Here is a 23,068-nt window from a genome sequence, read left to right as displayed (position 1 = left end):
TTAAAAGGTAAGCTCCAGACAAACTTCAAAGTAGTCTTGGTTGTCATTAATGGTTAAAATATGTTTTTTAGGATAAAGTATTTCCAGACGTCGTTTTACGTTCTTTAACCCTATTCCTCCTTTGTATTCAGAAATGCCCTGGTAAAGTGCCGGTTGGCTTGGCTTGCTGTTTTTTAATACAAAATGCATCTTTTTAGGTTCTACATTGATATCCATGTATATCCAGGATTTACCAAAACTGGTTTTAGTACCGTGCTTAAACGCATTTTCCAGAAAATTGATCAGCAGGAGTGGGGCAATCATTTTCTTTTCAGCATCGCCGGTGATGTTAACTTTTACTTCGCAACGTTCCTCCCGGTGCCTTAACTTTTCCAGATCGATATAACTTTGTGTAAAAATAAATTCATTGGAAAGTGGCACCAGGTCTTCTTTACATTCGTACAACATGTAATGTAATAAAGACTCCAGCCGGTCGATAATAACCGAAGTTTGCCCCGATTTTTTGAGGCTCAAAGCATAAATATTATTTAAGGTGTTGAACAAAAAATGGGGATTAATCTGGGATTTTAAAAACCTGCTTTCCAGTGCAATTTTCTCTGTTTTAAAGTGCTGTAGTTTTTGTATTTCCTTTTGTCTGTCATAAATATCCACGAAATAATAAATGGCAATAAAAAAAGCAAACATGAAAATGTAAGGCAGCAGGTTTGGTCTCCATAATGCAGTTAATCTGTCCGTTGGAAAGGTTTTAAGCTCAGGGTGCAGGCTTACATTGACCCGAAACCCTACAATAAGAACAAGATACCAAAAGCTAAGAAGTACTATAAATGCAATCCAGAATTTTGACCTGTTTTTACCTTTGTTTAAGGGAACAACCAGGTACAGAAAACTATAACAGAGTACAAGTGACACTACATAACGCAGCAAGTAATGAACAGCGATATAGGAAGGAGGTAAATGACCTATTTTAGCGTCGACACTCGATTTATATAGAAAAAAAAATGCTACTGCGCAAATGATCCAATACAAAAGATGCAGGATCGCCCTGTAGTTTTTAAAATTGGCATAAAATTCAGTCTTGTACCCTGATAAGCGTTTTCCCATGCAGCCTCAGCCCTTGTTAGTTGTGTGATGGGATAAAGATATTGAAATATTGTTTTATTCAAATGCTCAGTGGAGCAACTTTACAAGGTTATCTTCAATTTCTATGTACTTACGCAGAAGCTGTATCTGATTTGCGGCCCGGTTAAAATTATGCTCCGGATATTTTTCTCCATAATAAATATCATTTTGAAGATAGTCGGCCAGGAAGCGTATGGCCTGCATATAGATGATAAATTTTCCGGCATACACAAAATATTTTTTTTCAGTTTCAGTAAGCACGCTGCCCATTTCTTCCATGTAACCATCATATATGGCTTTAAAAAAGTCTATCCTGACATTGATTTTATTTAAATCAGTTTCTTCTTCATTGGCAGCGGATAAATAGGTTCTCATCATGTCCCCAACATCACTGATAAAATAACCAGGCATAACTGTATCCAAATCTATAACACAAATGCCTTTGTTTTGGGGATCGAAAAGTACGTTGTTAATCTTAGTATCATGATGAATCACCCGAAGTGGGATTTCTTTATTATGAACGATACCATTGTAAATCTCCACCAGGTTTTTGTGTTCATTTATAAAAGAAATGAGTGCACTGGATTTTGTTTTTCTTTCTTCTGAGGCCTTCTGAACAGCCGATAAGAATTGTTCGTAGCGTAGGCTCAGGTTATGAAAATCAGACAAAGTAATGTGCAGTTGCGTCACATCAAAATCATTTAACAGCATGGAAAATTTGCCAAATTGTTTTGCAGCTTCGTAGGCTTCTTCTTTTCTATTTAATACGTTGAGTGAATGCGAATTTTCTACAAATGGAAAAAGTCTGAAAAACCCGGCTGGGGTTTCCATTAAAGATTTTCCGGAACGTCCGCAAAGCGGGGTCACAAACAGGTATTCCGGGTGTTTATCTTTTAAGAAAGCGTTTAAGAGCGTAATATTCTGGTCAATATCCTGAGGTTTTTTAAATACAGACTGGTTTACTTTTTGGAGGATGTAACCTGCAGATTCAGTTGTTATTTTCCAGGTATGATTGATTAAGCCATCGCCAAATAATTGTATGTCGCTTTTAACAGGTTGGATTCCGTACAATGGTAAAATTTGATCAAGCATAAAGCAAGTTTGGGTTTGTTGTTGTAAAATCAAACGTAATCAATTTGGCCAGGAGATAGATGCGCAAACGGTTGTGTATAATTATTTGCTTTGGTTGATGACCAATTCTGATTCTACAACAATATTGAAGTAGGCCTGCTCTGTGCCGGAGTCATTTCTAGGCTTGTTGATCAGATCGAGCAGGATGTTGGCGGCTTTTTTTCCTTGTTTATATGGGAATTGTTCAACAGAAGCAATAGGGGTATAGTCCATGTAGTTGATAATGGGAAGATTGGCATAACTTACAAAATCCAGGTCCTCATTGATTTTGATCTGAAGGGAGCGGGCATGCCGGATGGCAAACAAAGCGACGTAATCATTAAAGGTTACAATAGCTGTTGGTTTGCGTTTATGGTGTAGTAAAGTGTCCATGGCTTCTTTAGTGCCCTGATCACTCAGGTCACAGCCCACGATAAGAGAGGGGTCAAATTTCAGTCTCTGTGAGGTCATTGCCTTAATGTAACCATTTTTTCTTTCAGCACTTGCTACAAGTGTGGATGGTCCATTGATCATTCCTATAGTTCGGTGTCCTTTTTTTAGCAAAAAATTAACCGCTTCATAAGTGCCGGTTTCCAGGTTTGAGGCCACAAAATGGATATTTTTAATAGGAGGGATGCGGTCAAAAAAGACAATTGGGATGTTTAGTTTTTTAAGCGCTTCAAAATGCTCATATGTACTGGTGGTTTTGGAAACTGAAATCAGAAGGCCGTCAACCCTTTGGGTTTTCATTTTTTCGACCAATAGTTTTTCCCTGTCCTGGTCATCATGGGACTGTGCGAGCAGTACCGTATAATTTCTTTTATAAGCAATATCTTCTATTCCACTAATTGCCGCCGAAAAGAAGGATTCAGAAAGTTCAGGAAGAATTACGCCAATGGTGTGGGACTTTCCCTGCAAAAACTGTATAGCCCTTTGGTTTGGTTCATAATTGAGTTCTGCAGCAAGTTTTTTTACCCTCATTTTGGTAATCAGACCTATGCTGGAATGATCATTTAAAGCTCTCGAAACGGTAGAAACCGAGATGTTGAGCAGCTTTGCTATTTCTTTTATAGTTGTAGGTTTGTCAGACATCGGTATCAAAGATTGTAATTATCTTTTAAAATAAGGAATATTCGGCATTTATAAAAAAGCCCAGGCCAAAGGGCCCGGGCTTAACCAAACAAACCAAAGCGTATCGCTCTGTTTAAGGGTTTTGCACCAAATTAGGATTGGTGATAAATTCGTTTTGAGGAATGTAATAAATGACCCTGGGATCGGTATATTTTATTTCCTGAGTTGGAAATTGACTGGTTAGGTGGGTGCCAGGGTAATTTCTGTCCATAGTCAGTTTGTTTCTGAAAACATCGAATTTTCTTTGGGCTTCAAATGCGAGCTCCAGTCTTCTTTCATCCAAAACAATATTTAAAACACTTGTATAGCCCATCATATTCGAAGAAGAGAACAATGCATTTCCTGATAGGCCTGCCCGGCTTCGAATGGTATTTACATCGGTAAGAGCTTCATCCGGTCGCCCAAGTTGAACTGCACATTCTGCCCTGGTCAGGTACATTTCTGCCAATCGGAGAATAACAGGAGAACTTAAAGTTTCTATGCCACTTTGAAAAGAGTATTTGTTGATATAATATTTGGGATAACCATTTCTTTTTAAAAGAATAGGATTTCCGTTTACATCTTTTTTTATGGTGCCGTCGGGGTTTTTGTCATATTGTGGTTCAATAAAGGAATGACGTTTGTCTTCAGGAAATTTGTCCAAAAGATCCCGATAGGGCTGGGAGGCGTACATTTCACCATAGCCTATCCCGGCAGAATAATACATGGAACCAATGGCATCGTCAGAACGGTCATCTTTTAATTCGTGTTTAATGGCAAAAATCGTTTCGGAGTTGTTTTCCGGTGGCAAAGTGAAATACTTTGGCAAGTCAGATGTTGACACCAGCTTATATCGGTTGCTTTTTATAACCCTATCGGCATAGTCATAGGCATCTTTGTAATTTCCCATATACAGATATACCCGGCTCAATAAAGCCATACCTACTTCTTTAGAAGCAAAGTTGTTGTTTTTGTCGCTACTCATTAATTTAATGGATTTTAGCAGATCTGAAACCACCAGGGCGTAGACATCTTTTACTTTGGACCTGCCAGGCAGTTCATTAACATCGGTATTTGTCCTGATCATAACCCCTAAAGATTCTCCGTTATCATCGGTATACGGGCGTCCAAAAAAACGGACCAGGTCCCAGTGGATCATTGCCCTAAGGAAGTAGTTTTCACCCAGGAGCTGGTTTTTTGCCACATCCTGGCTTTCGGTTACTTTTTCTATAACGACATTGGTACCATAAACGGCTTGGTAGGCTTTACGCCAGAAATTGGCTGTATTGCCCATCTCTGGTCTGTGCCGGTAATTGTAGGCGTAAAACAGAGGGTCAGTCGTTGAGCCACTGAGCGATACATTGTCACTGGCATATTCGGAAAGCATATGGTAGTTGCGGGTATAATAAGGGTCTTTTATATAGTTATATGTACCAATTGTCGCCGCAGTAAGACCTTCAACAGTATTTACAATTTTGTCACTGGTTAATCCATTGTAAGGATCCAGAGCCAAGTCCTTTTTGCAGGAAGCCAGGCTTAAAGCAAATAAGGCTATGATGGCCATTTTATATTTTTTAATCATTTCAATTCTTTTTAATAGTTTATCCTTTAGAAACTCACGTTAACACCAAATAAAATTTTCTTGCTGATCGGATATTTGGTCCCGCTTACGCCATTTGATTCTGTAGAGCTGGAGCCCGAAACCACATTGGATACTTCCGGGTCCATACCTGAGAAACCGGTTAAGGTCACCAGGTTATCCCCGCTAACAAAAACGCGGATGTTAGATACTTTTAGTTTTTGATTGATACTTTCCGGTAAATTATATCCTAAGGTGACATTACGTAAACGGATGTAAGAACCGTTTTCCAGATATCTTGAGGATGTTTTGTTGGACCCATTGCCGTTTAATACAGGCAGGGGATGGGTTGCAATATCTCCGGGTTTTTCCCATCTGCTCCAGCCTTCTTTTAACACCATACTGTTGTATTGAGGGTAGGCACCATCGGCATCGAAAAGTTCCCTGCTGGAATTGTATATTTTGCTGCCATATACGAAATTCATAAAGGCACTTAAAGTGAAGTTTTTATAAGAGAAATCATTGGCAAATCCACCGGTGAATTTTGGGGTCGCAGTACCAACATAGGCTGGTTTTGCCAGGGCCTGGTTGTTTGTAATTGTTTTTACGTAATTGCCGGAAGCATCAAGGGTATTGGTATACCATTGAGGCGCGCCTGTATTTGGATCCACACCAGCCCATTCTGCCATATACCAGGAATTCAAGTCTTTTCCAACTGCAATTTGTTGCAAGCCTTTTGGAATCGGCTGGTCTTTGTACAGACTGATTACCCTGTTTTTATTAAAACCGATGTTAAAGGTACTGTTCCATTTAAATTCGCCTACAAGGTTCTTCGTATTTAATTCAATATCTATACCCTTGTTGCGAACACTTCCGATGTTCTGGGTCGAATAATAGAAACCGGTAGCCGAGTTAAGGGGTACATCGATAATCAGGTCTTTGTTTGTCCGCTGATAGACGTCTACACTTAAATCAATCCTGTTCCAGAAACCAATGTTAATACCTGCGTTTATGGTTGTAGGTGTTTCCCAGGTCAGGTTGGGGTTTGGCAAACTGCGGGGATAAGCTCCGGGAATGGTCGCATACTGTATGTTTGCCAGGTAAAGGTCCAGGTGAGAATAGTCACCAGAAGGCGTATTTCCGGTTATTCCGTAACTGCCCCTTAATTTAAGGTTTGTAATGGTTTTGGATTCAAAAAACTTTTCATTCGAAATGTTCCATCCTCCTGCAAATGAATAGAATAGTCCGCTTAAATGGTTGCGGCCAAATTTAGAAGAGGCATCGTTCCTTAAAGAAACTGTAGCGAAGTAACGGTTGTCATAGTTGTAATCTCCCATAAACAATTCCGATACATAACGGCTTTTTGAATTTGTTCCGTTCACCAGTTTCGGAGTTGCTGTAGCATCCAAAACATATAATCCCGGTAAAATACCGTCGGCTGTCGCATTCATGCCATCCAAATAATTCTGTTGGTATTCAAAACCTGCAATTCCGCTTAGGTTGTGTTTTCCAAAGCTGTGGTTTGCATTGAAAAGGTTGGAGGTGATAAAGGAATTGGTATAGCCATAGGCTGTATACACTTCTCCTCCCAATGACTTTCCGGATGGGGTACGGGGATCTGTCAGTTTTTCTGAACGGGAATTGGTTGCTGTATAGCGGTTAGAGGTTGAAAAGCTAATCCAATCGGCGATTTTATAATCTAATTTTACATCTCCGGTCAGGTTTTGTCCTCTGGAATTGTTTCTGTCATACTGACTGGAAAACAAAAAGTTGTTTGCATCCCGGCCATACCATCCTTTAGTGGTAAAATCCACGTACTTTGGACTGCCGTCCGGATTATACGGATTATCCCATGGGCTATTGGTATAGGCCTGATATAAAGCACCGCTTGGATCGTTTTGTGTTTTACTAAAACTGCTGTTGATCCTTGCCGTTACTTTAAAACGTTTATTAATCTGATGCTCCAGATTAACCCTGAAAGTGAAATTTTTATAATCTGTGTTGATTAAGGTTCCCTGCTCATCGTAATAATTTGCCCCTACATAAAATTTCGTTTTTTCATCACCACCGGAAATATTAATAGCCTGATTGTTGGTGTAAGCTTGTCTGAAGGCAATATCTCTCCAGTTGGTATTCTCCGGTACTGCAGGAAGGCTTTGTGCCAGATAAGCACCTGAAGTTAGCGGAATGCCTTTACTGGTTAAATAATCGTCTATTTGCTGTTGCGTCGGATTGGGTACTGTTTTTTTTAAGGTTGTAATATTGGCATTGCGTTTAGTGGTATAATCGGTATTGTATAAAGGTGTATAAAAATCCAGGAGTTGTTGCCCGGTCATGAGCTTAAAGTTACCCTGAGAAGCATTATTAATACCAAACGAACCGCTGTAATCAACCTTTGTTTTTCCACTTTTTCCTTGTTTTGTTGTAATCACAAGAACACCGTTGGCCGCTCTTGAGCCATAAAGACCAGTCGCTGCTGCATCTTTTAGTATGGTTACCGATTCAATGTCTCTCGGGTTGGCCGAGCCCCCGATGATTCCGTCCACAACCGTTAATGGTTCTGCGCCAGAGGTAATTGTTCCGGTACCCCTAATCCGGATGGAAGGAGTGGTACCTGGCTGACCGGAGGTCGTGGATACCATTACACCAGAAGCTTTTCCCTGTAAAAGGCTCGCTGTACTGTTGCTGGTTACGTCCAGTAATTGTTTTGATGTTACTGTAGATACAGAACTCACAATCTGCGATTTGTTTTTAGTGGTGTAACCCACCACAATTACCTCATCCATTAATTTGGAATCTGGTTGTAAGGTTACATTGATGGTGTTTTGCCCTGAAACGGATATTTCCTGTTTCAGGTAACCTACGTACGTAAATTCTAAAATCGCTTTAGCAGATGCCTGGATATTGTATTTACCATTTACATCTGTCATGGCAGCCCCTGGGGCATTTTTTACTTTTACGGAGACGCCAGGTAGGGGTGCTCCGGTTTCATCTGTAACTTTACCTGTAAGGGTTGTTTGTGCATAAGTCATCACAGATAATAAGGTAAGAAGCATTAAAGGAATTGCCTTTTTTAATTGATTCAGAAGAGGCCGCTTTGCTTTTCTGAAATGAGGGGAGGTTCCAGAAGGAACCAGACCAGATTGCTTGTAAATCTTTGTCATGTGTTGAATTTTAGGTTTGGTTAGTTGTGTTTTCTTTTGGGAGCCGCTTCTCCCTCAAAAGAATAGTTGAAAGGTATAAAGCAAATGAACTGAAGCTTCAATTTGAAGCTTTCTAAATTCACGCAAACGTTTGATAGGGATTTTGTTGTTTTTTGGGTTGTGAAAGGAGTTGAAATCGAAAAAAAGTATGCTTTTTACAGCGCTTTTTTATGGTCTTTAAGGGGTTCTGGTTATGTTTTTGGATTTTTAGGCTTTTAGGGTGGATTTTTTTGCACTTAATCCAGGTAAATGTTGTTTTTCGGAAATTTAAAGCAAACGTTTGATTGCTTTGTTGTCAAACGTTTGCGTGATTATTGGAAAGAATGATTGATCACCTTGAAAAGAAAAACTCTACCTTGGAACAACTAAACCAAACCTAATTCCCTGAATGATGCACAGAAGAGATGTCTTTACGCTACTTTTTAAAAGCAGTTCATTCGATGAACCCATTGTGATGGAACCAAATCCGGTGATTTCTGCGCCTGTACATTTGTGTACAGATGGGACAGTAAGTACTTACAGGGAATGGACTGCGTTTCCTGCAGATGGTCGATTTACACATGATGTTGTCCCGGATTACGGTTTTTCAATTCATTTTCATTTTGTTTATAGTAAGGCTATAAAAAATGTAGGCTTGCTCGTTGGACTAAAAGCAAAACAAGAGCAGTCTGCTGAGCCTGTTAAAGTCGGACTGGATGTTGATGGGTGTCTTTTTATAGGCCCGCACAAAACAGAAAGGAAGCTTCCGGCAGAACAACTTATAGGGGATATGAAATTGATAATGGAAATCAGCCCCCGTGAAAATGATAAAGCCTTTGTAAAACTGAAAATCCTGGATAATGGAGGATTAACGCTGTCGACTTTAAAAACGGATTCCTTTAAGATGACAGACTTTTCAGGAGACATAGGCTTATTAGAACAAAGCTATGGAGGTGGTAAGGCGGTGAAATGGAGCTTTTTAAAAATTGAAGGAAGAAAATTAGAAAATAATTAAACAGAGGGCCAAAAGCCTCTTTGAAGAATTTAATAACGATAAAACAAAACGAAAACACAATTATGAACAGACGAGAATTTGTAAGAACAACCAGTCTGACTGCTGCAGCCCTGACCATTCTGCCTGAAAAGACACTTTTTGCCAACTATGCAGGTGAAAAGGTAAAAATTGCCATGATCGGAGTAGGTTTGCGCGGACAAAACCATTTAGCCTTACTTTTAAAAAGGGATGATGTGGATGTGGTTGCCATCTGTGATGTGGATGCAAGAATGCTGGATATGGCCAAAGCAATGATTACCAAAAGCGGAAAGCCGATGCCTAAGGTTTTTACAGGTGACAATAATGCCTGGAAAAAAATGCTCCAGATCAAAGATTTGAAATCTGTTCTGATTGCCACTCCCTGGGAATGGCATAAGCCAATGATTATAGGTTCGCTGGAAGCGGGATTGAAATATGTGGCTACAGAAGTTATGCTGGGTATAACGCTGCAAGATCACTGGGATGTTGTTCAGGCTGCTGAAAAGCACGACGCGCAAGTCATGATGCTGGAAAATGTATGTTACCGAAGGGATGTGCTTGCGGTTTTAAATATGGTTCGGCAAGGTTTGTTTGGTGAAATTACCCATTTGCAGGGCGGATATCAACATGACCTGAGAGAGGTGAAATTCAATGACGGTGTAAAACCCTATGGAGGAGGAGTTGAATTTAATGAAAAAGGTTTCTCTGAAGCCAGATGGAGGACAAATCACTCTGTACACCGGAATGGTGATCTTTATCCCACCCACGGAATTGGACCTGTTGCCCAGTGTATCAATATCAACCGGGGAAACAGATTTCTTAAGTTGAGTTCATTTGCAACACAGTCGAGGGGTTTGCATAAATATATCGTGGATCATGGGGGTGAAAATCATCCCAATGCTAAAGTGAAATTCAGATTGGGCGATATTGTTACAACAACCATACAGTGTGCCAACGGTGAGACCATCATCCTTCAGCACGACACAAACTCACCCAGACCTTATTCATTAGGTTTTAGGGTGCAGGGAACCAATGGTTTATGGATGGACCTGAACAAGAGCGTGTATGTAGAAGGTCAAAGTAAGCCGCACCAATGGGACAGCGCAAAAGAATGGTTGGAAAAATACGATCATCCATTATGGAAAAAGTATGGTAATGATGCGCAGGGTGCAGGTCACGGGGGAATGGACTTCTTTGTGGTCCATGCCTTTATTGAGTCAGTAAAGCGCGGGACGCCAACACCTTTGGATGTGTATGATGCGGCCGCCTGGAGTGCAATCACCCCTTTAAGTGAGCAGTCTATAGAGCTTGGAAATGAAACAATTGATTTTCCGGATTTTACCAGCGGTAAATGGATGACCAGGCAAGCTGTCTTTGCATTAAATGATGATTATTAATAGGTTAGAATAATAATTGAGTGAAAGAGCCCCTGTTAGGGGCTTTTTTTGTTATTTAGCATTAAAATAATAAGATATGACTTATATCCCCGCTGAAGACAGATACGAGAAAATGCAATTTCGCCGCTGCGGGCAAAGTGGCTTAAAACTGCCGGCTTTGTCCCTGGGGCTTTGGCATAATTTCGGTCATGTGGATGTGCTGGAAAACTCCAGGGCCATCCTGAAACTTGCTTTTGACCACGGCGTTACTCATTTTGATCTGGCCAATAACTACGGGCCGCCTCCGGGCTCTGCTGAAGAAAACTTTGGAAAAATTTTAAAAGAAGACTTTAAAACGTTCAGGGATGAGATGATCATTTCTACCAAAGCCGGTTATACCATGTGGAAGGGGCCTTATGGAGATTGGGGATCTAAAAAGTATCTGGTTTCCAGTTTGGATCAAAGTTTAAAAAGAATGCAGCTGGACTATGTGGATATCTTTTATCACCACAGGCCGGATCCGGAAACGCCCATTACCGAAACGATGATGGCATTGGACCAGATCGTAAAACAAGGAAAAGCACTTTATGTCGGTATATCGAATTACAATGCCGAGCAGGCGGCCGAAGCAATTAAAGTCCTTAAAGAACTGGGGACCCCATGTCTTATCCATCAACCCAAATACTCCATGTTTGAACGTTGGGTGGAAAATGGATTAATGGATATTTTGGGACAACAGGGGGTTGGCTGTATCCCATTTTCACCATTGGCCCAGGGCTTGCTTACCGATAAATACCTTAGTGGGATTCCAGCCGATTCAAGAGCGGCCAAAGCCCATGGTTTTCTACAGACCGGTCAGATCACAGAAAGTAAATTGCAGCAAATCCATGAACTCAACGCGCTTGCGAAAAGCAGGGGGCAAAAATTAGCGCATATGGCCTTGTCCTGGTTGTTAAAAGATCCGAGGGTAAGCTCTGTTCTGGTAGGGGCAAGTAAGCCAGAACAATTGGCCGATTCCCTGAAATGCCTGGATAATATTATTTTCACAGAGGCAGAACTTCAGCAAATCAACGAAATTTTAAACCGGAACTTGTAGTTCCGGTTTTAAGAAATACTTAATATCGTTCGATCCATTGTGCTTGTATTAAACACGATAAACTTATCCTGAAAAAGGAACCGTTTTAAAATAACATCAATGGTAAACTGGGCCATTAAAAGCCCTATGATGCCTGGTACGGTCGCCAAAACACCATTTTCAGAACAGGACGGGACGTCTTCAGGGTTTGGTGCTTCTTCAAAAAGGTCCCTGAGGTTTTTTGATCCATTGATGTTAAAACCGGCGATCTGACCATTGTAACCTAAAATACTACCATAAATTAATGGCTTTTCTAAATGGACACAGGCGTCATTTACAACATAACGGGTCGCAAAATTATCGCAGCCATCTACGATCACATCGTACGCAGAAAGGATTTCTGAAACATTTTCTTCATTAAGTAATACATGATGTACTTCAAAGACGGTATGCGGATTTTGAGCGGCGAGCTGTCTGGAGGCCGTTTCGGCTTTTTTTTGTCCAATATGTGCCTGACCATATAGTACCTGTCGGTGCAGGTTGGATTCCTCTACAACGTCGAAGTCAATAATACCTAGAGTGCCAATACCTGTAGAATTGAGGTATTGTAATACCGGGCATCCCAGGCCTCCCGCGCCGACAACGGCAACCCGGGCATTTTTTAATGTATTCTGACCCTCCAACCCAATATCATCCAGCATAACCTGTTTGAGGTATCTTTTAAATTCTTCTTTATTTAACATAATTTAGCGCCCAATGTTTTGTCCCAGTCTTTCCAAACGGGTTCATATCCTTGTTTTTTAATCATTTCTGCAACTTCCTCTGCACTGCGTTCGTCCGAAATTTCAAACTGTTCCAGGGAGCCTTGCTCCACTGCATAGCCACCAGGATTGGTCTTGGAACCCGCACTCATACTGGTGATGCCCAATTTTACAAGGTGGTTCCTGAAACGCTCTTCTTCCCGGGTAGAAATGGAAATTTCCAGCTCCGTATTGAACAGCCTCCATGCACAAATCAGCTGAACGAGCTCCCTGTCATTCATGTAATTGTCGTAATCCTTCAAAACGGTTTGTTCAGTTCCGGCCAGTTCAATTGGTCTTAATCTGGGAAAGGACACAGAGTATTTGGTTTGCCAGTAATTCTTTTCCAGGTAATTCAGGTGAAGGGCGGTAAAGAAACAATCTGTTCTCCAATCTTCCAGTCCAATAAGGGTTCCCAGTCCAATTTTGTGTATTTCTGCTTTACCCAGTCTGTCGGGTGTTTCCAGGCGATAATTGAAATTTGATTTTTTCCCTTTTGGATGATAGAATTTGTAATTTTCCTGATGATAGGTTTCCTGGTAAACCAAAACAGTATTTAATCCTTCTTCAATAAGTTCCGTATAATCAGTTGTATCTAGTGGCTGAACTTCAAGTGATACATTAGAAAAATAAGGCTTAATCAAACGAATGGCTTTTTTCAGGTATTCCACACCGACAGTTTGATTTGCCTCGCCGGTCACGAGTAAAACATGGTCGTAGCCCATCTTCTTGATCATTCTTACTTCTTCCAGGATTTCTGCATCGCTGAGGGTTTTTCTTCTGATCTTATTGTCCAGGCTAAAGGCACAATACGTGCATATGTTCTGGCATTCGTTGCTCAGGTACAGAGGAATATACATTTGTATGGTTTTTCCAAATCGTTTCTGCGTAAGTTTTTGACTTATTACTGCCATTTCCTCCAGATGGGGGGCAGCGGCAGGAGAAATTAATGCTTTGAAATCTTCAAGGTCCCTTTTTTCCTTTTGTAAAGCCATCCGTACATCATGTGCTGTTTTGTTAAGGATGCTTTGTTTTATTATTTCCCAGCTGTACTTGTTAAATTGTTCGGTGAACATATAAATCAGATTTATAGGTTTAAAAAGGCGGTGAGTGGGCTGCTGGCCTCAGCTTGGTTTCGGCTGGCACCGGTCCCGGCCAGAAAAGCTATTCTTCCGGATGTTACGGCTAGTTTAAAGGCAAGGGCCATTTGCACAGGGTCTTTGGAGCTTGCAATGGCGGTGTTCACCAGTACAGCGTCTGCCCCGATTTCCATGGCTTTGGCTGCATCGGAGGGGGCACCTATACCTGCGTCCACAATTACCGGCACTTTGCTTTGTTCAATGATGATCTCTAAAAAGTCAATGGTCTTTAGACCTTTGTTTGTACCTATAGGAGCACCTAGAGGCATCACTGCTGCTGTTCCGGCATTTTCCAGCTGTTTGCAGAGGACCGGGTCTGCATGGATATAGGGTAAAATGATAAATCCCATTTTTGCAAGTTCTTCTGTTGCCCTGAGGGTTTCAAGCGCATCGGGCATGAGGTATTTTGGGTCTGGATGAATTTCAAGCTTAAGCCAGTTGGTTTCCATCGCTTCTCTGGCCAGCTGCGCGGCGAAGATAGCTTCTTTTGCATTTCGAGCCCCGGAAGTATTAGGTAACAGATTAATATGGTGTGGTTTGAAGCAACTGGTTAAAGTATCTGTTTCTGTTTCTGCATCTATTCTTTTTAAAGCAATGGTCACCATTTCGGTTTCCGAGGCGAGTACAGCGGCCTCCATTTCGGCTATGGATCCAAATTTTCCGGTTCCCAGAAAAAGCCTGGAACTAAATTCCTTGTCTGCTATATTCAATTTTTCCATATAAGATTTCTTTTAATTTTTTGATAAGTTCAGCCTGGTGAGGGTGATGGGTAATCAATCCAGATAGGGCAATTCCATATACGCCGGCCTGCAGTAAAGCATCTACATCCCCGGGTGTTATACCGCCAATGGCAAATACCGGTGGGATATTGATTTTTTGTATACGGAGCGACTCCAATAAATGTTTATAGCCCTCAATGCCCAGAATGGGGCTTAATTTTAATTTGGTTGGGGTATACCTGAAGGGCCCAAGACCAATGTAATCGCATTGTTCTTCGTTCCGTTTCATCAGGTCTTCCAGGGTGTTTGCCGTGCCTCCGATAAGTTTATTCGGTCCCAGCAATATTCTTGCTTTTTTTACCGAACTGTCCTGAAGGCCTAAATGTACTCCCTCTGCTCCCGAAGAAAGTGCGGCAGCCGGAAAGTCATTGACAATGAAACGACATGCTGAAAAACTGCTGATGTGTTTTTTTACTTTGTCGGCCAATAGCTGTACTTCTGTTTCTGGTTTGTTTTTATACCTTAACTGTATCCAGTTACAGCCATTATCTAAAGCTTTTCTGATGTTGTTAAGCTGCTCTTTTTCGTTTTCTCCCTGAGAGATGTACTGTAGTTTTTCAAGCATGATAGGCCAATAAGTGGTGATTGCTATTGAGGATTTTTTCGGTGTATCGCTTTGCCTTAAAACAGGCTTCTTCGAGCCTCAGACCGTTGGCTACATTGGCCGCTATTGCGGAGGAAAGAATACAGCCGGATCCATGTTTTTGCGGTAAATTATCTGTCGAAGCGTTCAGGCTAAGGATTTTGTCTGCCGAAAACAGTAAATCTGTTCCTTTATGGTTTGGTGAGTGCCCCCCTTTGAGCAATACATTGCAGTATTGGCTTAGTTTTTTAGCGGCTTGCTGCTCATTCTCCAGGGCGCTAAGGCTTTGTGCTTCATTTGTATTTGGGGTTAAAAGATAAATATTACTGAGAATGTGATACAGAAGGTTCTTGTCTATTTCTGAAATAAAAGTACAGCCAGAACTGGCAGATAGTACCGGGTCCCAGATAATTTTAAGGGCAGGAGAGCAGTTCTTTAACCAGGTAATGAGTTTGTTCATCACGTTCAGGTTTTCTATCATGCCAATTTTCAGTACGGCTGGATGGTAGTGTTTGATCAGGGGTTCAGTCTGGACCAGGATCTGTTGAAAGGAGAGCCATTTGAGGTCGAAAAACTGATCTTCTGTTTGGGCGGTAAGGGCAGAGGCAACCCCAAAGCCCAGGCAATGGTGCTGCTCAAAGGTTTTGATATCGGCCAGTATACCAGCCCCGCCCGAAGGGTCCAGTCCTGCAATACTCGTTACAATATTTCTTTGGTATTCCATGAGTTTAACAATTGTTTGAAATTTTCTTCAGGCCGTTCCATTTGCCATAAGTAACCCATTAAAGCAAGTCCGTTGAAGCCATATTCCAACGCTTTTTTTCCATTACTTTGGGTTATACCGCCAATTCCAATTATATTCATCTTTTTGTTATACAGTTTGTTAGGGTGATTTGATTGATCTATTGATTTATATCCTTTTTTACTAATGCTATCAAATACCGGTCCGAGTAAAACGTAGTCAAACAGGTCTGAAATCCGTTCATATTCTGCAAGGTTATGGATGGAAGTGGAGTAAGTATAACCTGGTTTTTTCAAAAGCCCGGGACATTCTTTTCTTAATTTTTCAGGATAGTGTAATCTGCGGATTTTATATTCATTGATCAGTTCATGGTGATGGTGTAATGCAATTTTAGAATGGTACTCTGTTTTGATCTGCTGGATAAGTAAGGCCAATTGCTCCCTGGTATAATCCGGTTTGCGCAAGTGAAAAACAGAAAGGCCATGCTCAAAAAATGCATTGATAATTTCCGGCTCCCTGTTTAAGGAAGCCGGATTGGATACCACAATAACCTGCATCAGGAATAAATCTGACTGCCTTTACTTTTAAACTCTTCTGCCTTTTCAAATAATCCACTTGCTGCTGAATCCCTGATTTCCTGGGTGATTTTCATAGAGCAGAATTTAGGACCGCACATGGAACAGAAATGCGCAATTTTAGCACCTTCGGCAGGCAAGGTTTCATCGTGAAATTCCCTGGCTGTTTCGGGGTCAAGGGAAAGGTTAAACTGGTCTTCCCATCTGAATTCAAATCTGGCTTTGCTTAAGGCGTTATCCCTGTATTGAGCACCCGGGTGGCCTTTTGCCAAATCGGCAGCATGGGCCGCAAGTTTATAGGTGATGACTCCATCCTTTACGTCTTTCCTATTGGGTAGCCCAAGATGTTCTTTTGGGGTTACATAACAAAGCATGGCTGTACCAAACCAACCAATCATTGCTGCACCAATAGCAGAAGTAATGTGATCATAACCTGGTGCAATATCCGTGGTTAATGGACCAAGTGTATAAAATGGTGCTTCATGACATTCCCGGAGTTGTTTGTCCATGTTTTCTTTGATCAGGTGCATAGGAACGTGTCCGGGACCCTCTACCATCACTTGTACGTCGTATTTCCAGGCAATTTTGGTCAGTTCTCCAAGTGTTTCCAATTCTGCAAATTGTGCTGCATCGTTGGCATCTGCGATTGAACCGGGCCTTAACCCGTCACCTAATGAGAAAGCGACATCATAAGCCTGCATAATTTTACAGATGTCTTCAAAATGAGTATAAAGGAAATTTTCCTGATGATGGGCCAGGCACCATTTGGCCATAATACTGCCTCCTCTGGAAACAATTCCGGTAACCCTTTTTGCGGTGAGTGGAATATACCTCAGCAATACGCCGGCGTGGATGGTAAAATAAGATACGCCTTGTTCTGCCTGCTCGATCAGGGTATCCCTGAACAGTTCCCAGGTCAGGTCTTCGGCTTTTCCGTTCACTTTTTCCAGCGCCTGGTAAATTGGCACAGTGCCAATCGGAACCGGGGAATTGCGGATAATCCATTCACGGGTTTCATGGATGTTTTTTCCTGTGGAAAGATCCATAATGGTATCTGCGCCCCAGCGACAGGCCCATACCGCTTTGTCTACTTCTTCTTCAATACTGGAGGTAACAGCACTATTTCCAATGTTTGCATTAATTTTTACCAGGAAATTGCGACCTATAATCATGGGCTCACTTTCCGGATGGTTGATGTTATTGGGGATAATGGCCCTGCCGGCAGCGATTTCGGTTCTTACAAATTCGGGACTGATAAAGCCTTTTGGAGTGTTCGCCCCAAAACTATGACCGGGATGCTGTGTGCTGAGCATTTCGGTTGTTTCGGGAAATTGACCACTCATTTCGTTGATCAGCTGATTTTCCCTTATGGCAATGTATTCCATTTCGGGGGTAATGATTCCTTTTTTTGCATAATGGAGTTGCGTGACATTGAGGCCCTGTTTTGCACGCAGGGGCAATTTAATATGTTCAAACCTTAAATGGTCCAGCGAGGCATTCTCTTTTCTTTCTTTACCATAATGAGAACTTACAGCCGAAAGTTCTTCTACATCACCACGATCAAGGATCCATTGCTCCCTTAAGCGGGGCAGGCCTTTCTTTAAATCAATCTTTATGTTTTCGTCTGTATAAGGTCCGCTGGTATCATACACCGTGACGGGTGCATTTAATTCTATACCGCCGCTGTGCAGTTTGGTTTCTGTAAGCGTAATCTGACGCATGGCCACTTTGATGTCATGCAGCCGGCCACTGACGTGGATTTTTTTTGAGTTGTTCATGATCTATCCTCCCTGTGTGGCTTTAATGATTAAAATATCGTCATTGTCCCTCAGGGTGTAGCTGCCATAAAGGGGCCGGCTGATTACGGATTGATTGACCGCTACAGCTGTGCCATTCTGCTTTTCGCCTAAATAGTCCGAGACTATGTTTTGCAGGGTAATGTTTTCTGCAACTTCTTTTTCCTGGTTGTTGATTTTGATTTTCATTCCTGTTCTGATTAGCACTTTAGGAATGAATTAGGAGTGCCCGGTAGGCACACAGCGATTCATCTTACTTTTCCCTTCGGCGGTACTAACCGCATCAGGTTCAAAGGGTATTTCTCAGCACTAAGGCACCCCTAAAGTTTGACTAAGGTAGAAAACTTATTGATAAAAACAAAAGCTGTCTTTTCGGGACAGCTTTTGTTTTTAATTGCTCAGGTTTGGATTGGTGTTGAGCTCTGATTGAGGGATGTTAAACAGATAATAAGAACTGTTGGGCACAAATGGACTTCCATCAGGAAATTTCAAAGTGGTATGTTGTTTTGCAGCAACAGTTTTAACGGTCCCATCAGGCGTGGTTATACTTACCTGAAGCGGATCTCCTTTGGCATCGTTATAACTTAGTCTTTTTACGGCTGTTTGTGTTCTGAGGATATCCGAAAGAGAGAAGCCTTCGCCCCACAGTTCCTTTCTTCTTTCTATAAGAATTGCTGAAATTACATCTTCTTTGCTTTTTCCGGTAACATCAAATAGATTGGCCTTTCTGGCTGCCCTTAAATCGTTGAGGTAGCCAGCCGCACCGGTTAAATCTGAATTTCTTGCAGCAGCTTCTGCCTGAATTAAAGTCATCTCAGAAGCCCTCATTAAAACAATATCACCTGTCTGATCTGCCCGGAACTTAAATTTAGCATAACGCAGGTAACCTTCACGGCCGGGTCTTCCGTCCCAGGAGAAAAGTTTGCTCCTGATGTCGTTGTCGTCAAATAAAGTTTTAAAATTGGGATCCGCCATAAAACTATAATAATAGGAGGAAGAGGAGCTGACATCCAGAAAATTGAATGTATAACTGGCATTGCTTTGATCTGGTTTTTGTCCATGGCCCCAGATCCACTCTTCATTACTCAGCTCGTTAAACCCATTATAATAAGCTGTTGAGCTCATATAGGGATAATTTTTTCTTGCAGCAGCTGCCTTTTCAGCTGCCAGTGCCCAGTTCCCCATATTCAGATAAGTTCTAGCCTGTAAACCATGAACCACATCGATATTGATTTTAAATTTAGAAGCTTGTGGTCTTGAATAACCTGCCAGTAGTTTTTCGGCCTGGTTCAAATCAGAAGTAATGAGCTGGTATACCTCTTCCAGGCTGGACTTGGCCTTGCCTTCTGTGGAGCCCACAGTAGGTGTTGTATATAGAGGTACCGCCTTTGCCTGAGGGTCTTTCAGGTAAGAAAACTGATAATAAGTAGCGAGGTTTAAATAGCTATTGGCCCGAAGTGCATAAGCTTGTCCTTTGACTTGTGCTTTTTTGTCTTCAGAACCACTCGCTGCATCTGTCTTGGCGATAATGTTATTGCAGTTGTCAATAACCTTATAAAGAATGGTCCACATGGCATTCAGGCGTGTCTGGTTGTTGGCCTGGGTAAACTGGTACGCATCCCGATAGCCGTACTTATTGGTAATAATGGCAACATCATCGCCCATGGCATCACTGGTTCTTAAAATGGTGGTGTAACCGGGGTTGGCATACGTAAAAAAAGTATCATTCATATAAGCCCATGTTCCATTAAGTACAGTTTCTATATTGTCTGCACTGCTGTAAACCTGGTTTTCAGAAACAGCATTGGTGGGGGCCGTTGTCAATTCCTTTTTGCAACTGGTAAAAACCAGTGTAAGGACAGCGGCAAATAAGGTAATTCGTATATAGGATTTCATCTCTTTGTATTTTTTAATATTGTTCATTTGTCAGATGATGTAAGGCTTCTAGAAAGTTAAATTAACTCCTGCAGAGAAAGTCCGGATTGCCGGGTACCTGTAATAGGTCGCACCATTAACAGTTTGTTCCGGGTCCATACCTTTATGTCCGTAAAAGGTCAGCAGGTTTTCAGCACTCAACGTAAATTTCAGGTTCTGAAGACCAATTTTATCCGTAAGGGTTTTTGGCAGTCTGTAGCCTATAGTGACATTTTTTAAACGTGCATAAGTGGCGCTGTAAAGAAAACGTGTGGAGGCTTGTGTCCAGCCCAAATTATCGGTTGTTAACCTGGGCACATTTGTATTCGGGTTTTCAGGCGTCCAGTGACTGAGCATTTCTGTAGACCAGGCTGCTCCCGGATTGCTTCCGTTTTGCATCAGGGCAACATAATCATTGTCAAGTATTTTACCGCCAAGACTATAAGAAAGCAAAGCAGAGAGTTCAAATTGTTTGTAATTAAAGATATTGGTGATACCGCCTACAAGATAAGGGAGGGCGCTGGGCTGCACATATTGTTTGGCCAGGGTATAGTTGTTGGTGGTTACTTTATGGCCATTGGCATCGTCGGTATACCATAAAGGATCACCATTTGCCGGGTTCACGCCAGCCCATTCTCTTAAATAAAAATCATAAATGGTTCCGCCCACGCGAAGGAGTTTATTGCCAGAAATCAGGTTGTTCTGTGGCAAGTCTGTGATTTTGTTTTTATTGTGACTGGCATTCAGGCTGACGGTCCAGCGAAAATCAGTGGTCTGAACAGGTATTGCATTGATTTGTACTTCAATTCCTGTGTTTTGCAAGGCCCCAATATTGGCATCAATAGCTGTAAAGCCTGTGGAAGGAGCTTTGGGTTTACTGTATAAAAGGTCTTTGGACCTGCGGTTGTAATATTCAACTGTACCACTGATGCGGTCTTTTAAAATACCGAAATCAAAACCTACGTTAAAATTCAGATTGGTTTCCCATTTAAGGTCTGGTGTGGCAAGCCTGGAAGTAACCAGGCCGTTTTCACCCAGATTGTTGTTGATTCTGTACAATGCTTCATAAGCATAATAAACCCCGATATTGTCATTTCCCTGTGCACCGTAACTGCTCCGGAAAGTCAGGTTGCTTAGCCAGGGGAGGTCTTTAAGGAAATCTTCTTTAGATGCCCTCCACGATCCTCCTAATGACCAGAAGGTTCCCCAACGGCTTTGAGGGGAAAACCTGGAAGAGCCATCGGACCTTAAGGAGGCCGAAAGCAGGTATTTGTTTTTGTAATCATATTCAGCCCTGCCAAAAAAACTCAGAAGGGTATAGTCTACTGAAAAGCCACCAAAATCATTTAACTGGGCAGCAGCATCCGGTTCATATAGTCCCGGCAAACCAAAGCGCTGCCTGCTTCCGCTAAGGTATTTGGAATTGTATTTATACATTTCCTGGCCGGCAAGTAAACTCAGGTGATGCCCTTCGCTGAAACTCTTTTCGTATGTTAATATGTTGTTCCAGGTCCAGGAGTAGGTCCGGGTATTGCTTCTGGAAATGGATCCCTTAGTTTCCGCACTTTCTCCAAGAAGCGGATTTGCGTAATCATTGGTATTGCTGTTCAGATAGTCGCCACTATAAGTGGTTTTAAGTTTCAATTCCGGCAGGATGGTCGCTTCCAGAAATACCCGGGCAGAAACATTGTCTTTAAAAATTTCATTTTTGTCCAGGCCTACTGTAGCCGCCAGATTACTTCTTGGGATGGCCGCATTGGGCCTGTAATCACCAAAATCAAATATTTTCTGACCATTGGCGTCCAAGCGGTAGGAGCCGTCGTCGTTCCTTACATACACCGGATAAAAGCTCGGAATTGACCTGGAAAAGTTGATCACATTTGCGGTATTGCTGTCTTCAGACATTGGATAGTCCTGCTTGGAATTGGAAGCTGAAATATTCAGACCAGTTTTTAACCAGTTTTTTGCCTGGGTGGTTAAGTTAACCCTGGCGTTGTAGCGCCTGTAACCGGAACCAAGAGCGATACCCCGGTCATTCAGATAGCCACCTGAAATAAAATACTGGGTTTTATCTGTTCCGCCACTGAAACTCAAATCGGCCTGCGTCCTGAGGGCATTTTGTTCCATCGCTTTTTGCCAGCTGTCGTTCCATAAGGGCACAGCTCCGGCGGTGATTTTGCCATCCAATCCAACTGGCTGGGGATAATTTGCTCCATAGGGGTTAATGCCCAGATCAGTCAGGATATTTTGACTTGCGATACTGCGTGCCCTGGCATCTGTTAAACCATTGGTGAGCTGTTTGTTTTTTAAAGCCAGCCAGTAACTTTCAAAGTACTGGTCTGTACTCATTTGCTCATAATCCTTTACAGCACGTCGGGATATACCAGTGCTAAAATTAGCACTGATTTGTGTGTCGGTTGAATTTTTACCCGACTTGGTGGTTACGATAATCACACCATTTGCGCCTCTGGAGCCATACAATGCGCTGGAAGCTGCATCTTTGAGAATGCTTACTGAGGCAATGTCGTTCACATTAATGGAGTTAATATCACCAGAAAAGGGGTTTCCGTCCACTACATATAAAGGATCACTGGAAGCATTGATCGATCCGATACCCCTGATGCGAATGGAAGCTGTTGTTCCGGGTTGTCCGCTGGAAGAAACGGATTGTACGCCCGGGGCAAGTCCCTGAAGTGCCGAGGAAATATTAGACACCTGTCTGTTATCCAATTGTTCACTTTTGATCTGGGAAACGGAGCCTGCATAATTAGAACGCTTTGCTGTACCATAAGCAATAACCACAACTTCATTTAGGGCGTTTGCAGCAGTGGATAAACTCACGTTAAGCGTAGAAGAACCATTGACCTTAAGCTCTTTGCTTTCGAAACCCAGGAAAGAAAAAATTAAGGTTTGCTGACCCGCGGGCAGATTTAATTTGTACTGACCTTCAGAATTGCTCACTGTACCTGTTTTTGTACCTTTAATCAGGATGCTTACTCCGGGGAGTGGCAGATTGCTGCCATTTTCGGTGACCTGACCGCTTATTGTTGTGGTCTGTTGTGTATAACCGAACTGAAAGCTGATCAGCAATAATACTATTGATAAACTTAGTTTCATTGTAAAAATAATTGGTTTTGTTAAAATTTTGGACATAGA

General features: G+C 41.9%; 18 protein-coding genes and 1 riboswitch. Of the genes, 3 read left to right on the top strand and 15 right to left on the bottom strand.

Annotation, left to right across the window (positions count from 1 at the left end; all coding sequences use genetic code 11):
* The 5 genes from B0O44_RS03105 to B0O44_RS03085 form a co-directional block, all read right to left on the bottom strand.
* Positions 1-1,101: a sensor histidine kinase gene (locus tag B0O44_RS03105; protein ID WP_110827217.1), complete on the bottom strand. Its 1,101-nt coding sequence runs from the start codon at positions 1,099-1,101 to the stop codon at positions 1-3.
* A gap of 66 nt (positions 1,102-1,167) precedes the next feature.
* Positions 1,168-2,211 (bottom strand): phosphotransferase enzyme family protein, encoded by a 1,044-nt coding sequence (locus tag B0O44_RS03100; protein WP_110827216.1) that lies wholly within the window; start codon positions 2,209-2,211, stop codon positions 1,168-1,170.
* Positions 2,212-2,292: 81 nt separating this feature from the next.
* Complete coding sequence (locus B0O44_RS03095; protein WP_110827215.1) at positions 2,293-3,321, bottom strand: LacI family DNA-binding transcriptional regulator; 1,029 nt, start codon at positions 3,319-3,321, stop codon at positions 2,293-2,295.
* Positions 3,322-3,433: 112 nt separating this feature from the next.
* A complete protein-coding gene (locus B0O44_RS03090; protein ID WP_211321298.1) occupies positions 3,434-4,921 on the bottom strand; it encodes a RagB/SusD family nutrient uptake outer membrane protein in 1,488 nt (495 codons plus the stop codon).
* Between the two features lie 26 nt (positions 4,922-4,947).
* Positions 4,948-8,082, bottom strand: coding sequence for a SusC/RagA family TonB-linked outer membrane protein (locus tag B0O44_RS03085; RefSeq protein WP_110827214.1), 3,135 nt, complete (start codon positions 8,080-8,082; stop codon positions 4,948-4,950).
* Between the two features lie 427 nt (positions 8,083-8,509).
* Here B0O44_RS03085 and B0O44_RS03080 point away from each other — a divergent pair, with 427 nt between their 5' ends.
* The 3 genes from B0O44_RS03080 to mgrA all read left to right on the top strand — a co-directional run bounded on the left by B0O44_RS03080 (position 8,510) and on the right by mgrA (position 11,605).
* Entirely contained in the window at positions 8,510-9,115 is a 606-nt protein-coding gene (locus tag B0O44_RS03080; protein WP_146229757.1) for a hypothetical protein, read from the top strand.
* Between the two features lie 62 nt (positions 9,116-9,177).
* Positions 9,178-10,530, top strand: a complete 1,353-nt coding sequence (locus B0O44_RS03075; protein ID WP_110827212.1) for a Gfo/Idh/MocA family protein — start codon at positions 9,178-9,180, stop codon at positions 10,528-10,530.
* A 76-nt stretch (positions 10,531-10,606) separates the two neighbouring features.
* The gene (gene mgrA / locus B0O44_RS03070) at positions 10,607-11,605 is read left to right on the top strand and encodes an L-glyceraldehyde 3-phosphate reductase (RefSeq protein WP_110827211.1); all 999 of its coding nucleotides are present in this window, start codon (positions 10,607-10,609) and stop codon (positions 11,603-11,605) included.
* 8 nt (positions 11,606-11,613) lie between these two features.
* On the opposite strand, the gene B0O44_RS03065 is transcribed toward mgrA, so the two are convergent.
* From B0O44_RS03065 to B0O44_RS03020, 10 genes are all read right to left on the bottom strand, one after another.
* On the bottom strand, positions 11,614-12,327 hold the full coding sequence (locus B0O44_RS03065) for a HesA/MoeB/ThiF family protein (protein WP_110827210.1): 714 nt from the start codon (positions 12,325-12,327) through the stop codon (positions 11,614-11,616).
* A complete protein-coding gene (thiH, locus tag B0O44_RS03060; protein ID WP_110827209.1) occupies positions 12,321-13,460 on the bottom strand; it encodes a 2-iminoacetate synthase ThiH in 1,140 nt (379 codons plus the stop codon). Before thiH ends, B0O44_RS03065 begins: the two co-directional genes overlap by 7 nt.
* 11 nt (positions 13,461-13,471) lie before the next feature.
* The gene (locus B0O44_RS03055) at positions 13,472-14,242 is read right to left on the bottom strand and encodes a thiazole synthase (RefSeq protein WP_110827208.1); all 771 of its coding nucleotides are present in this window, start codon (positions 14,240-14,242) and stop codon (positions 13,472-13,474) included.
* Entirely contained in the window at positions 14,208-14,867 is a 660-nt protein-coding gene (locus B0O44_RS03050; protein ID WP_110827207.1) for a thiamine phosphate synthase, read from the bottom strand. The genes B0O44_RS03055 and B0O44_RS03050 overlap by 35 nt, the downstream gene beginning before the upstream one ends.
* Positions 14,860-15,609, bottom strand: coding sequence for a hydroxymethylpyrimidine/phosphomethylpyrimidine kinase (locus B0O44_RS03045; RefSeq protein WP_110827206.1), 750 nt, complete (start codon positions 15,607-15,609; stop codon positions 14,860-14,862). The genes B0O44_RS03050 and B0O44_RS03045 overlap by 8 nt, the downstream gene beginning before the upstream one ends.
* The gene (locus B0O44_RS03040) at positions 15,585-16,184 is read right to left on the bottom strand and encodes a thiamine phosphate synthase (RefSeq protein ID WP_110827205.1); all 600 of its coding nucleotides are present in this window, start codon (positions 16,182-16,184) and stop codon (positions 15,585-15,587) included. The genes B0O44_RS03045 and B0O44_RS03040 overlap by 25 nt, the downstream gene beginning before the upstream one ends.
* Positions 16,184-17,980, bottom strand: a complete 1,797-nt coding sequence (gene thiC / locus B0O44_RS03035) for a phosphomethylpyrimidine synthase ThiC (RefSeq protein ID WP_110827204.1) — start codon at positions 17,978-17,980, stop codon at positions 16,184-16,186. The genes B0O44_RS03040 and thiC overlap by 1 nt, the downstream gene beginning before the upstream one ends.
* 3 nt (positions 17,981-17,983) lie before the next feature.
* Positions 17,984-18,187 (bottom strand): sulfur carrier protein ThiS, encoded by a 204-nt coding sequence (gene thiS / locus B0O44_RS03030; RefSeq protein WP_110827203.1) that lies wholly within the window; start codon positions 18,185-18,187, stop codon positions 17,984-17,986.
* A gap of 54 nt (positions 18,188-18,241) precedes the next feature.
* Positions 18,242-18,330: riboswitch (TPP riboswitch) on the bottom strand.
* Positions 18,331-18,388: 58 nt separating this feature from the next.
* Positions 18,389-19,894 carry a RagB/SusD family nutrient uptake outer membrane protein gene (locus tag B0O44_RS03025; RefSeq protein WP_110827534.1) on the bottom strand — a complete coding sequence of 502 codons (1,506 nt, stop codon included), beginning with the start codon at positions 19,892-19,894 and terminating at the stop codon, positions 18,389-18,391.
* Between the two features lie 48 nt (positions 19,895-19,942).
* Positions 19,943-23,029, bottom strand: a complete 3,087-nt coding sequence (locus B0O44_RS03020; protein WP_110827533.1) for a SusC/RagA family TonB-linked outer membrane protein — start codon at positions 23,027-23,029, stop codon at positions 19,943-19,945.
* Positions 23,030-23,068: the final 39 nt, after the last annotated feature.

The organism is Pedobacter nutrimenti (assembly GCF_003208655.1).
GTDB lineage: Bacteria > Bacteroidota > Bacteroidia > Sphingobacteriales > Sphingobacteriaceae > Pedobacter > Pedobacter nutrimenti.
Note: the sequence above shows the minus strand (reverse complement) of the source record. Positions and strands in the feature narration are given on the sequence as shown.